Genomic DNA, 13,551 nt, shown 5'->3' with positions numbered 1-13,551 from the left:
ATGGCATTATGCTAAACTGCCCATTCATGCTGAATTGCTAGAGCTAATAGTGTGGAACTCAAATTGAAATCAACTCACCGCCGGCCAATAGCGCGCCAGATTTTTCTGTTGGGCATGGCGGTTATGTTGTTGTCCGGCTGTGGCAGTATCATTAGCCGCACCCTCCCAGGGCAGGGGCATGGCCACCAATATTACCCCGGTGTGCAATGGGATATGCGCGCAGGGCCGTGGAAATATGTCACGGTAATTGATGTTCCCTTATCAATGATTGTTGATACCTTTATGCTCCCGATTGATGCCCACCACGGCCCATATGAATAAATCAGGTGATATTGATATGCCAGCGCAACTCGTTACAAACTCGGTTAATCATTTGTCAGTATTACCGCAAAATACAGTAATGCGTATTGCCAGAGCGACGGATAATCTTAAAATTATCAGTGAGATGTATTGCTGTGGCTTGGGGTTCAGCCAACTCGGTAGCTTTAGTGATCATCAGGGATTTGACGGCATTATCCTTGGTCATCCACATCATGCTTATCATTTAGAATTTACTCATCACCGTGGTATTCAGGTTGGGCGAGCACCCACGCAGGATAACTTATTGGTATTTTATCTACCGGATGAGGCTGAATGGGCCCGCCAATGCCAGCAAATGGCCGTCGCAGGTTTTTTGCCGGTGGTGTCTTATAATCCTTATTGGGATGTTAGCGGTAAAACCTTCGAAGATACCGATGGTTATCGGGTGGTATTGCAGCAACGGGAATGGCCGCTATAAGGCTTTAGTACCGGCTCAAATAATGAAAAAGTATCATCAAAGGAGAAAGGTGCTGTTAGGGTCGTAAGTGGTGTAACCCCCAGAGTGCCCATAGGCGCGCTCAGCCCCTGCTTCACAGTGATTCATCGTCAAAAAAAAACCGCCACTAGGGCGGATTTTTAAGTCATATCCGGTGAGCAATAATTATCAGGCGGTTTGCTGGCCCTGAGTATTATTCATCAAGCGGCGAATCGGCACGATAAGCAGCATCAATACCGCGGCACAGATAACCAAGGCAATTGAGCAACGGGCAAACAGGGTTGGCAGCATATCAAGCTGGTCAGCTTTAACATGCCCGCCAATCAAGCCCGCAGCCAGATTACCCAGTGAACTGGCGCAGAACCACAGCCCCATCACCTGACCGCGCATTCTGTCCGGTGCCAGTAAGGTCATGGTCGCCAGCCCAATAGGGCTTAGGCACAATTCACCCAAGGTCAACAGCAAGATACTCATCACCAACCACCAAGGCGAAACCCCCGCGCCACCACTGCTCAACACATGCTGGGCGGCAATCATCATCACACCGAAACCAGCGGCGGCACATAAAATACCAATGACGAATTTGGTGATGCTGCTTGGCTGTATTTTTTTCTTCGCCAAAGCAGGCCAGGCCCAGCTAAATATTGGGGCTAACAGAATGATAAACAGCGCATTTATTGATTGGAACCACACCGTTGGGATTTCAAAACCCATCACTGTGCGGTTGGTATAGTCATTCGCAAACAAGTTGAATGAAGTGGGTTTCTGTTCAAAGGCTGACCAGAAGAAGGCCGCCGACACCAACAAAATAAAGCACACCAGCAGACGGGCGCGGTCTTTACGGCTCATGTTGGCGAAAGCAAACAGGTAGACAAAATAGAGTGTCACTGACGCGGCAATAACATAAACCAGTAAGCTGGCAATCAGTACCGGATTAATGGGAATAATCCCCTGTGAAATCAGGGCAATTATCACCACTACCACCAGCATAATGGCAGTAACCCATTTGCCAACACCTTGGCGTTGCACCGTGGGTTTATTCCAACTGGAATCCAGACCCACTTCGGCGTCATAGCGCTTCATGGACGGTATGGCAAAACCACGGAAAATCAGCAATGCCACCAGCATGCCGACCCCGCCGATACCAAAGCCCCAATGCCAGCCGTGGGTGCGCAGCAACCAGCCCGACAGCAGCGGTGCAATAAATGACCCCATATTGATACCCATATAAAACAGTGAGAAACCACCGTCACGACGGGCATCGCCCGGCTTATAAAGAGTACCAACCATCACCGAGATACAGGTTTTGAACAAACCGGTACCCAGCACAATAAACACTAAACCGATAAAGAACAGGTCGTTACCGAAGAAGGCGGATAAGGCAATTGACAGATGGCCAAGGGCAATCAGAATTGAGCCATACCACACTGCGCGCTGCTGCCCGAGCCAGTTGTCAGCCAACCAACCACCGGGTAAAGCCGCCAGATACATACTCCCGGCAAAAATCCCGACAATAGCAGAGGCTTGCTCACGGGGCAGCCCCATGCCGCCATCAAAAACAGTGGCGGCCATAAAAAGAATTAAAAGAGGGCGAATGCCGTAAAACGAGAAACGCTCCCACATCTCGGAAAGAAACAGTCCGCTGAGCGGGTAAGGATGGCCAAAGAAGGTACGGCCGCCTTGGTTGTTAACAGAGGTTTGCATAAAGTCTTCCCATAGAATCGCCATAAAATGAGCGAATAAACCATCATCGACTGTTACCCTTTTGGCACTGCGGCCAGTTTCAGGTTTAACACTCGTTACAGTAAAGCTTAACGCAATAATAACGTTATTTTTAAATTACCACCGGGGGTTATAGCGTATTTTTAGATGAAATGTCGATACTGATTACATTTATCAGGTTTATATGTCTGGCTTTATTCTGTTTTTGGCGATTAATTTTCAGCGGTCTTGTTGTTGCTCAATATTGTTTTGACGTGCTTTTAGGGGGTGGCGCTGTAAGCACCAATAAGAGTAAATGGCGTTAAATAAAACCACTAATGCCGTGACACAAAATACCGCGCGAAAGCCGTAGCTGGCAGAAACTGCGGCACCGAGTAGCGGGCCGCTGACATTGCCGACATCACGAAATGATTGGTTATAACTAAAGATCCTGCCAGCAACCTGATTGGTACAGTTATAAATTAATAGCGTCTGGACGGCGGGTAATAATGCTCCATCCGTCGCACCCAATAAAAAACGCAAAATACCCAGTTGCAAAGGCGTTTGCACAAAGGCCATGGGGATAAGAATCAGGATAGATAACGCCAGCATTGCGACCAGGATACGCTCCGGGCCGATTTTATCGCCCAGTTTACCCAGGCGCGGCGCACTGATCAGGGCCGCGACGCCCGGCACAGAAGCAATCATGCCACTGACAAATGCCAAATTATGGATATCACCGGCCAACTCGCGCACATACAGGGTCAAAATTGGCGCGATAGAGCCAGTGGCGACCTGGATAATCATGGTGGTGACAAACAAGCTAAGGATTAACTTAGGATTTTTAAGCGAATTAAAAACTTGCCGGTTATTGAGCATGTCTTTCTTTAGCACCGGCGCAAATTGTTCTTTGACATACAACCAGGTCATCACAAAACAGACGAACAAAACCGCCGCCGTAATAAAGAATACCGGCCGTAAGCCATAATTATCTGCCAGCAGACCACCTATCATTGGCCCAATTAATGCCCCACTGACTCCACCGGTTGAGAGCGTCCCTAGCGCCCAGCCACTTCTGTTGCGAGGAACTTGGGTAGCAATCAGCGCATTGGCATTAGGAATAAATCCACCCAGCAATCCCAAAAGTGCGCGCAACACCAAAAATTGCCAGATATTTTGCGCCATCCCCATTAACACCATCACCATCCCCATACCGAGCGCAGAGCGCAACAGCATGATTTTACGGCCTTTACGGTCGGCCAGGCTGCCCCAAAATGGCGCGGCAATCGCCGAGAAGAGGAAAGTGATACTGAAGACTAAACCTGACCACATATTTAAAGATTGGTGGCCGCTCACCCCTAATTCCTCCACATACAGTGGCAGGAAAGGCATGATTAAACTGAATGCCGCACCGGTTAGAAAACAGCCTAACCAGGTGACAAATAAGTTTCTTTTCCAGTTAACAGGTTGTGGCGCCGAGGTCATAAATTACCGATTAAGCAAGTGAGGGCGATATCTCTCAATATTCGTCAAAAAGTGGCATTTGAATCAGCAGGAAAGCACAAAACTAAAATAGTTAGCCTGGTAAGTATGCACCCATAGTGCAGTGACATCAATGAGATGAATGTTAGTTTTTATTAAAATGGAAAGGTGGTTTGAAAGATTGGAATAAGCTTATTCCATATAGCGAATGGATGTGGACTGATAGCAGATAGCGGGGCGTGGCACTGGGGAAATAGCAGAATAAAAAAGCCACTCAGGGTATCGAGTGGCCAGAAGGGCATTAAACCTTAGCGATAAGCTTCATTTTTAGTCACGGAATAACGGCCGCAACCCAACAGCATGATAGCCACCGCGCCAAGGATATACATCGTTTCGTTTTCCAAACCCCAAGCGCCGACTTTCGTCAGGGTAAAGAATTTACCGGTGCCGACCATCAATACCGCCACCACTAAGTTAACGGCATAAATAAATGCCGCCGGGCGGGTAAACAGGCCAAGGATCATCAGCAGAGGGGTGATAATTTCGCCGATATAAACGCCATACGCGACAAAACCTGGGATCCCCTGCGCCTGTAAAGAGGCCGCTATCCAGTCAGTGCCGTGCTGAATTTTTGCAACACCATGAAATAACATTAAAATACCGAAGGTGAGGCGCAGTAATAACTTGCCGCCATCCGGATGGTCAGTTAACCGAGTGAACCAGAGATTTAAATTTGCCAACATGTATTTATCCTTAATAAAGAAAAATAACCATATAATAAATAAGCTTAATTATTTTCATTATCATTTAGATAAATACCACATTCATAGCGGATAAATCTGACAGACTACATCAAAAAAATTGACACAGAATAATTCTTATTATCATCTGCCGGTATTTTTCAATCAGCTCGCTACTCATAGAGTGAAGGCGCGCCTTCGGGACGGGTTTTAAAACGCCGGTGCAGCCACATATATTGGTCTGTGGCGCGCGTAATCTCTTTTTCGATGACTTTATTCATAAAGGCCGCGGCTGCCACTTCATCCTCCAGCGGGAAATTATCCACCGCGGGCTGTAACATCAGTTGATAACCTTTGCCGTCAGGTAACCGCCGGGGGGTGAAAGGAATAATTGCGGGTTTACCCATGCGCGCCAGCAGGTAAGTCCCGGTGGTGGTGGCGGCCTGCTCGACAGCAAACAGGGGCACAAAGACACTGCTGCGTGGGCCATAATCATGATCCGGTGCATACCAGATAATTTCGCCTTGTTTTAGGCAACGAATCATCCCTTTCAAGTCCCGGCGATCCAGCATGGCTTTATTGGATCGCATCCGGCCCCAGGTCTGCATCCAGTCCATCGCTTTATTATCATGGGGGCGATAGACGCCGATACCGGGATTGTAGATACCAAAAATACGTGCGCCGAGCTCCAGTGTCAGGAAATGCAAACCAATCAATAACACGCCTTTGCCTTCATCGCGCGCCTGCTGGATATGTTCCAATCCACTCACACTGCACCAGCGCTCAATGCGCCAGTTTGGCCAAAACCACGCCATGCCGGTTTCAAATAACCCCATCCCCACGGATTCAAAATTTTTAACCAGCAGTTCATCGCGCTCGGCCTGGGGCATGTTGGGAAAACACAGTTCCAGATTGCGTTGCGTAATGCGCTTGCGCCTTTTGAGAAAACGCATGGAAAAACGGCCCAAAGAGGTGCCAAAGGAATAAATAACCGGGTAGGGGAGTAGCACCAGCAGGTAGAGAATACCGAGGCCGAGCCAAGTCAGCCAATAGCGAGGGTGCAGTAGTGAGCGATCAAAAGAAGGAACTTGCATATCTGTTCTCAGAGTTATGTTAATTCATTCGGACAGTTAACTATCTATACCCTTGGGACTTGCCGCCAATCGGCAGCACCCTGTTCTTTGGGTATATTATGATGGTGGACATAAATCCAGCCCGGTACCAACCTGTGTATCTGTCGTTTTAAGGTAGACTATTGTGGCATTTTTAGCGGTTTTCCGGAAAAAAGACCGCACTAAAAAACCATTTTTGTGCTTTTTTGTTAAAAAATAGCCTAATTAATCACAGGGTTGGTGATTATATAATCAAAGCAAGTGGGGCTATTTCAACGGATTTAACAAGCTGACTAACTCCGCCAAACTGTTCACGCCCATTTTTTCCATCACTCTTGCCCGGTGCACTTCTACGGTTCTGACCGCCACACAGGCCTGTTCGGCAATCTCACGATTCAGTAACCCCTGCACCACCCATTGCGCAATCATTTGTTCCCGTGGTGTCAGGGAATCATAGCGCAGTTGCACTCGCCGACGAGTGCTTAGGTGCTCGGCGTGCAGCAAACCCTGTTGTAAGGCGGCAATGAGAGGGCCAGTGGCGACCGGTTTTTGCAGAAAATCCACTGCTCCCAATTTCATTTGTTCCACCGCTTGTGGCACTTCACCGTGGGCGGTGAGAAATATCACTGCTAGTGTGCTGTTTCGCTGGCGCATTTGGGCATAAACCTCGGTGCCATCAAGTAATGGCATACGAATATCTAGCAGCAATACGCCGGGTTGATATAAATCTGCCCGCGCCAGAAAGTGTTCGCCGTCATGCCATACCTTCACTGGGTAGCCAAGGCTCTCCAATAAGAAACGGCAGGCATCAGTAACGGCAATATCGTCATCAACCAGATGAATCAGTGACAAAACTAAGCTCCTTGCTGGGCATCAGTGCCCCTTGGGTTCTCGGGGAAAGAACAGTGTGATTTGCAGCCCTGGCGTACCATTGGGCGCAATCTTATTCTGTAAAGTCAGATTCCCACCCTGACTGTTTATCAGCCGCTGGCAGATGACCAAACCCAAGCCGAGTCCTTCGCTTTTGGTGGTGCGAAAAGGAGCAAAAGGTTGGCTGAGTTGTTCCGCCGTTAAGCCACCGGCATCATCTTGCAATGTCAGTATCACCTCGTCTGCGGCTTGATGAGCACTAAACCACAATTGGCGAGCACCGGCCTGCAAGCTGTTGGTTATCAAATTACACAAAACCTGATCCAGCAAGGTCGGCGGCAAATGCAGCACGATATGTGGGTCAATATCCCGGTGTAATTGGCAAGGGGGTTGCTGGTGTTCTGCGTCTAATAATTGCCACAGATGGGTAATCAGTTCGTGCAGTGGCGGAGTACAAGGGTTAGCGGGCGAATCCTGCGCGGGTGTTTTTCCGGCCCATAGGCGCAAGTTGGCTATGGTCGCGGCTCCGCGCTGGGCCTGACTGCTGATTTGCCCCAGAATCGGCAATAAAGGGTGGTCGATTTGTTCCCGTTGCAGGCGAATGGCACAGCCGTCGGCATAGTGTTGAATTGCCGAGAGTGGCTGATTAAGCTCATGGGCAAAACCTGATGCCATTTCACCCAAAATACTCAGGCGCTGGGCCTGTTCCAGAGCACTTTCCCTGATGCGCAGTTGCTGGTGTAAATGTTCTAACTGGCGACTGCGGCGGCGTACCAAAAAAGCCACCCAAATATGATTGGCACCAAGCAAGAGCAAAACTACTGCAATAGCCGCGATCAATAGCCGGTTCTGCTGTGCCCAGTCAATAATTTGCTGCCAAAAATGTGGCTGCTGCGGGTGTTGATTAACCGACCGCAATAAATTTTCGACCTGACTGGTAGAGGCAGGCGCGCCCCACTGTGGCGCGGTGCTGTTACTGGGGGTCAGTAACATTCGTGTCACCTTATCGGCAAGTTCATCAGGAACATGGGCTAGCGCCGCAAATGACCAGTTTGGATATAACTCGGTGCTGGTAAGGCACGGAATAGGGGGCTGTTTTGCCAGTAATGGCCGAAAATCACCGGCATGAACCAACCCTTCAGCTTGCATATCTTCCAGCAAGCAGGTGGGGACGATAGCCGCCGCAATCGCGCGGTCGCGTAACAGGTAAATCAACGCATCCACGGGAAAACCGGAAAAGTGCAACTGAAAATCTTGTTCTGGCTGTAGCCCGGCATCCTGTAATGCTTTGTATCCTAACAAATAACCGCCAAATGCCTCGGGGGATACTGCGCCGACGCGTTTGCCGATAAGCCCCTGCGGTGAATGGATATCACTGTCCGCCCGCACCAGAATCACACTGCCAATCACATTGCGGCTGGTGCCATTGGGTTCATGGCTCGAGCGCAAAGACACCAGCCAGCGCAGGGGGTAGTTATTATCAATTTGCACATATTGCGCCGGATTAGTGAGCAAAAAATCAATGCGGTTCTGGGCTACGGCGTTTTTCATTGCCGATAAATCCAGTGGCAATAACTGAAAATGCTGCCCCGGTAAGTGCTGGTTGAGGCTATCAACCAATGGCTGCCAATGTGTTTGCACCTGAGCATCACCGCGTAAGGCCAATATGCCAATCGTCCAGTCACGGGCATGGGCGGCAGAAACAGCCAACCACAACATGAGCGCCAGTATTCTGAAGTGCATGCAAGTTCCTTTTTATGATCCCGATCGCGGTGCTTAATTGTCCTGGATCAAGTCCTTAAAGGGAATGTGGAAAACCACAATAGGGCTTATGTTTTGTAATTTCTACACTCTCTTCACCAAAAGATTCTTATTAAAAATATGAGAAGAACAATGGATCAAGGGAAAAGAGCATTTCTACAGCGGCTGGGGGTGTTAACTGCCGGTGCCGCGCTGGTGCCATTGGCAGACGCGGGTTGGCAAATGGAGCCGGTGCGAAAACAAGGTGATATCACACGGCGTTATGCCATGTTGATTGATTTGCGCCGCTGCATTGGCTGCCAGGCCTGTACGGTCAGTTGCGCCATTGAAAACCAACTGCCGCAGGGCCAGTTCCGCACCACTGTCAATCAATATCAGATTGCACTGTCTGGGGCTGAAAGTGTAACGAACGTGTTGTTACCGCGCCTGTGTAATCACTGTGATAACCCGCCGTGTGTGCCGGTGTGCCCGGTGCAAGCCACTTATCAAAGGCAAGATGGCATTGTGGTGATTGATAATACCCGCTGCGTCGGGTGCGCATATTGTGTACAAGCTTGCCCTTATGAGGCCCGTTTTATCAACCACAGCACCCAAACTGCGGATAAATGTACTTTTTGTGTGCATCGTCTTGATGCGGGGTTATTGCCAGCATGTGTGGAATCTTGTGTCGGCGGGGCGCGAATTATTGGTGATCTGCGCGACGACAACAGCATATTACGCCAAATGCTGCACGAACATGCCGGTGACATCAAAGTATTGAAACCAGAACAAGGGACACAGCCGCAGGTATTTTACCTCGGATTAGACGAGGTGTTTACCCAGCCGCTACAGGGCCAACCCGCACTTTGGCAGGAGGTACATCCATGATCCGCGAAATTATAGCCCGTCCACAGGCGCTCGCCTGGCTACCTTGGGCAGTGCAGTATTTCTTTTTTATAGGGTTAGCTTGTGGCGCGGTGCTGTTTGCTGGTGGCCTGCGGATATTTTCACCCCGAGGGCCATTATCCGCCCGACAAAGCCAACTGGAATTTGCCGCGCTGATGCTGGCGGTGACGGCGGTGGTGGTTGCTCCACTGGCGCTCAATGCCGACCTGCACCAACCGGCCCGTGTCTGGCATTTTTATGCCCATTTTACGCCGTGGTCGTGGATGTCGTGGGGGTCACTGTTCTTGCCACTGTTTAGTGCCCTGGTTGTGGGCTACTTTGTGGTGCTGATTTACAGCCGCTTGACCGCCAAACCCTTGCCACGATTGCTTGCGGCTTGCGCACTGTTATGTGCACTTGCTGCTATCAGCATTGTGCTTTATACCGGCCGCGAGGTATCAATCTTGCGCGCCCAGCCGCTGTGGTTCAGCTGGTGGCTGCCCTTATTTATCTTCTTAACAGCTTGTCAGGCCATTCCCGCCCTGCTGGCGATGTGGTTATGGCGTGAGCCGCAGTATCAGCACTCATTGGCCGGTGGGCAATGTATCCTGTTAGTGGCGCTGGCGGTGGTCACTTTGCTCTGGGCCAGCGGTGATAATTCCTCCGCGCAAGCTTTACGTCAGTGGGTCTCCCAGTCGCCGGAAGTGGGGCTTGTTCCCGCAGCGCTGTGGCTGATTTTACTTGGGCTGGCGCTGTTTAATTGGCACAAAATAATCCCCACCCCGGTGGCTGTGTTGCAGGTGTTGGTCGCCCTGTCGCTGTGTTGGTCAGTGCGCTGGTTATTATTGATGCAAACGCAAACCTTGCCGAAATACAACGTGTTAGCCAACCCTTACTCATTGCCGCTGGGCAGCGAGGGATTGCTGGCAATTATTGGCACTTTCGGATTATGGGTCACCACCATCATTGTGATGCGTGAAGGTGTCCGGTGGCTGGAACAAAAAGCATTAATGGCAAACAGAGTTGAAGGGGAAATGCATCATGGCTAAGTCTACACGTCGTCAATGGTTAAAAGGCAGTTTGGCCTTGGGGGGCGTGGTGGCGTTCGGGGCCAGTTATGCTGCCGTGGCACGCAAAACACTGGATGGGCTGGTGGATGGCAGTGCCGGAAAACTCACCCTCGACCCTATTAGCGCCAATGCTTTGGCGCCGGAAGGGCGTGTTGGGCAACAGTGGCAGGCCAATGCGCAGCAGGCGGTTTCCATGACCCAGTGTTTTGGGTGCTGGACACTGTGCGGCTTGCGGGTACGGGTTGATACTCAACAGAATAAAATCCTGCGGATCGCCGGTAATCCTTACCATCCATTATCTCATGACCACCATTTTCCTTATCAGTTGCCGCTCAGTGAAGCACTGCAACGGCTGGGAGGCGAACAGGGAATGGCAGGGCGATCAACTGCTTGCGCTCGAGGTGCAACCTTATTGGAAGGGGTTGATAGCCCCTATCGTATCACCGAGCCGATGAAGCGGGTGGGGCCAAGGGGCAGTGGTCAATGGCAGCGGATCAGTTTTGAGCAATTAGTTGCCGAGGTCACCGACGGCGGGGATTTGTTCGGCGAAGGGCCGGTTGAGGGGTTGCGGGCCATTCGCGATTTAGTCACGCCGATTGATGCCCAACAGCCTTCTCTGGGCCCGAAAGCCAATCAGTTGCTGGTGACCAACGCCGGTGATGATGGGCGCGATGCGTTTATCCAGCGTTTTGCTAACAAAGCATTTGGGACTAAAAATCTGGGCAGCCACGGGGCCTATTGCGGGCTAGCTTACCGGGCCGGTTCTGGGGCGCTGATGGGAGATTTAGATAAAAATGCCCATGTGAAACCGGATTGGGATCATGTTCGTTTTGCGCTGTTTCTTGGCACGTCACCGGCACAGTCCGGTAATCCATTCAAACGCCAGGGGCGTCAGTTAGCTAATGCTCGCCAGCGCGATGATTTTAATTATGTGGTGGTGGCCCCCGCCTTGCCGCTGACCACCACTTTGGCCAATCAGCATAACCGCTGGGTACCGGTGCTCCCCGGCACAGATGCGGCACTGGCGATGGGGATGCTGCACTGGATTATTGAACAAAATCGTTTTAATCACAGTTATCTGGCTATTCCCGGTGAACTGGCAATGCAAGCCGCCGGTGAGCGCAGTTGGACTAACGCCAGCCATTTGGTGATTACCAGCGAAACTCACCCACTGGCAGGGCAGTTCCTGCGCGCCAACCACCTGAATGGCGAGCCGCTGGCGGCAGAGGAAGAAAGCCCGGTATTAGTGCAAGTGGCCGAGGGGAGCTTGCAGCCCGCGGCACAAGTGCTACAGGCGGAGCTGTTTGTTACGCGGCAGGTCACTTTACATGACGGGCAAATCGTTCAAGTGCAATCCGGCATGACGTGCTTACAACAGGCCGCCGGGCGTTTTTCATTGGCAGAATACAGCCAGCAATGTGGCGTGCCGGAGGCCACAATTATTGGGTTGGCGCGCGAGTTCACCGCTTATCAACGCCAGGCCGCCGTGATTTCTCATGGCGGCATGATGGGCGGGAATGGTTTTTATACCACTTGGGCGGTGATGATGCTGAATACCATGATTGGCAACCTCAACTTAAAGGGCGGGGTTGCTGTCGGCGGCGGTAAATTTGATGGTTTTGCCGATGGGCCGCGCTACCAGTTGGCAACCTTCGAGGGCATGGTGAAACCCAAAGGGTTACCTTTGTCACGTAGCAAACAACCCTATGAGAAATCTGAAGAATACCAGCAGAAAATCCAACAAGGGCAGCCGGCTTATCCCGCCCGTGGGCCGTGGTATCCCTTTGTTGGCGGGCAAATAACTGAACAGTTAGCGCCAGCACTGGCGGGTTATCCTTATCCACTGAAAGCCTGGATAAGCCACATGACCAATCCGCTGTATGGTGTGGCGGGGTTGCGCAATGTCATTGAGGAAAAACTGCAAGACCCGCGCCAGTTACCGCTGTTTATCGCCATTGATGCTTTTATGAATGAAACTACCGCGCTGGCAGATTATATCGTCCCTGATACCCACAATTTTGAAAGCTGGGGATTTAGTGCGCCTTGGGCTGGGGTCTTGGTGAAAGCCAGCACCGCCCGCTGGCCTATCGTGGAGTCGCGCACCGCTCGCACGGCCCAGGGTGAACCTGTCGCGATGGAAAGCTTTTTGATTGCAGTTGCCAAAGCACTGCAATTACCGGGATTTGGTGCTAATGCTATGCAGGATAGTGAGGGCAATAGCTGGCCATTGGAGAAAGCAGAAGATTATTACTTACGCGCGGCCGCCAATATTGCCTATGGCGGCGAGAAACCCTTGCCACCGGCGGCGGATGATGAACTGCGCTTAACCGGTGTTGATCGTTTATGGCCAGCGCTACAACAGAGTTTGCAGCAAGATGAGCAGCGCCGCGTGGCGTATTTACTGGCTCGCGGCGGGCGTTTTGCGCCTTATGAGAAAAGTTGGAATGGCGATGCCACAGGGCCGCAGTGGAAAAAACCACTACAAATCTGGAATGAAAATGTGGCAAAACATCGCCATGCCATTACCGGTGAGCGCTATAGTGGCTGCCCGACGTGGTATCCCCCTCGTCTGGCTGACGGTTCAGATGTGTTAGCGCATTATCCGTTGGCTGACTGGCCATTGCGTTTAATGTCATTTAAATCCCATCTGATGAGCAGCTCGACGGCAATGATTGAGCGCCTGCGGGCGGTTAAAGCCACCAATTTGGTCGCCATCAATCCGGCAGATGCGCGTCGATATGGAATACAGCACGGTGATATTGTGCAGTTGATGACGCCGGGAGGAAAAATGGAAGTGCAGGTTAGCCTATTAGATGGCGTGATGCCGGGAGTTGTTGCTATTGAGCATGGCTATGGGCATCGTGAAATGGGGGCCAGAACTCATTCACTCGATGGCGTTATGATGGCGGCAGACCCGCGCATTGGTCAGGGAACCAACCTGAATGATTTAGGATTTACTGACCCAACGCGCGAAGTGCCCAATACCTGGTTGGATTGGGTGAGTGGTGCGGCGGTGCGCCAAGGGTTACCGGCAAAATTGCAGCTTATCGGCTAATGTGCACGGTGGGCTAACCGCATAAACAATAAATCCCTCGCCACTGGAGAGGGATTTATTGTTTATGCGTTAATATAAAGGCAAAGACGAACCGATATTT

Annotated in this window: 10 protein-coding genes and 1 pseudogene; 5 read left to right on the top strand and 6 right to left on the bottom strand. The window is 51.0% G+C overall.

Annotation, left to right across the window (positions count from 1 at the left end; genetic code table 11):
* Positions 1-63: 63 nt before the first annotated feature.
* Together YROHD0001_RS0117210 and YROHD0001_RS15375 are read left to right on the top strand one after the other, a co-directional pair.
* Positions 64-321: a YceK/YidQ family lipoprotein gene (locus tag YROHD0001_RS0117210; protein WP_282645126.1), complete on the top strand. Its 258-nt coding sequence runs from the start codon at positions 64-66 to the stop codon at positions 319-321.
* A 16-nt stretch (positions 322-337) separates the two neighbouring features.
* Positions 338-778: a hypothetical protein gene (locus tag YROHD0001_RS15375; RefSeq protein WP_004713251.1), complete on the top strand. Its 441-nt coding sequence runs from the start codon at positions 338-340 to the stop codon at positions 776-778.
* A gap of 186 nt (positions 779-964) precedes the next feature.
* Here YROHD0001_RS15375 and YROHD0001_RS15380 read toward each other — a convergent pair whose 3' ends face one another.
* The 6 genes and pseudogenes from YROHD0001_RS15380 to ttrS form a co-directional block, all read right to left on the bottom strand.
* Positions 965-2,500, bottom strand: coding sequence for a peptide MFS transporter (locus YROHD0001_RS15380; RefSeq protein WP_032815970.1), 1,536 nt, complete (start codon positions 2,498-2,500; stop codon positions 965-967).
* Between the two features lie 237 nt (positions 2,501-2,737).
* A complete protein-coding gene (mdtG, locus tag YROHD0001_RS15385) occupies positions 2,738-3,982 on the bottom strand; it encodes a multidrug efflux MFS transporter MdtG (RefSeq protein ID WP_004713249.1) in 1,245 nt (414 codons plus the stop codon).
* Between the two features lie 305 nt (positions 3,983-4,287).
* Complete coding sequence (locus tag YROHD0001_RS15390; RefSeq protein WP_004713248.1) at positions 4,288-4,722, bottom strand: DoxX family protein; 435 nt, start codon at positions 4,720-4,722, stop codon at positions 4,288-4,290.
* A gap of 170 nt (positions 4,723-4,892) precedes the next feature.
* A complete protein-coding gene (locus YROHD0001_RS15395; RefSeq protein ID WP_004713247.1) occupies positions 4,893-5,813 on the bottom strand; it encodes a Kdo(2)-lipid IV(A) acyltransferase in 921 nt (306 codons plus the stop codon).
* A gap of 285 nt (positions 5,814-6,098) precedes the next feature.
* Complete coding sequence (ttrR, locus tag YROHD0001_RS15400; RefSeq protein ID WP_004713246.1) at positions 6,099-6,683, bottom strand: tetrathionate respiration response regulator TtrR; 585 nt, start codon at positions 6,681-6,683, stop codon at positions 6,099-6,101.
* A pseudogene (gene ttrS, locus YROHD0001_RS15405) lies at positions 6,661-8,444 on the bottom strand (tetrathionate respiration histidine kinase TtrS). The gene ttrR and the pseudogene ttrS overlap by 23 nt, the downstream one beginning before the upstream one ends.
* A gap of 150 nt (positions 8,445-8,594) precedes the next feature.
* Between ttrS and ttrB the strand changes: the two are divergent.
* Genes ttrB through ttrA form a run of 3 tightly spaced genes read left to right on the top strand, consistent with a single transcriptional unit; the run spans position 8,595 to position 13,451 of the window.
* Positions 8,595-9,329 carry a tetrathionate reductase subunit TtrB gene (gene ttrB / locus YROHD0001_RS15410; RefSeq protein WP_004713244.1) on the top strand — a complete coding sequence of 245 codons (735 nt, stop codon included), beginning with the start codon at positions 8,595-8,597 and terminating at the stop codon, positions 9,327-9,329.
* Positions 9,326-10,375, top strand: a complete 1,050-nt coding sequence (gene ttrC / locus YROHD0001_RS15415) for a tetrathionate reductase subunit TtrC (protein ID WP_032815968.1) — start codon at positions 9,326-9,328, stop codon at positions 10,373-10,375. Before ttrB ends, ttrC begins: the two co-directional genes overlap by 4 nt.
* Complete coding sequence (gene ttrA / locus YROHD0001_RS15420) at positions 10,368-13,451, top strand: tetrathionate reductase subunit TtrA (protein ID WP_032815967.1); 3,084 nt, start codon at positions 10,368-10,370, stop codon at positions 13,449-13,451. The genes ttrC and ttrA overlap by 8 nt, the downstream gene beginning before the upstream one ends.
* The last annotated feature ends 100 nt before the right edge of the window (positions 13,452-13,551 follow it).

The sequence above is a fragment of the Yersinia rohdei ATCC 43380 genome (assembly GCF_000173775.1).
GTDB classification, from domain to species: Bacteria; Pseudomonadota; Gammaproteobacteria; order Enterobacterales; family Enterobacteriaceae; genus Yersinia; species Yersinia rohdei.
The sequence above is the reverse complement of the archived record's forward strand: the minus strand, read 5'-3'. Positions and strand labels throughout refer to the sequence as shown.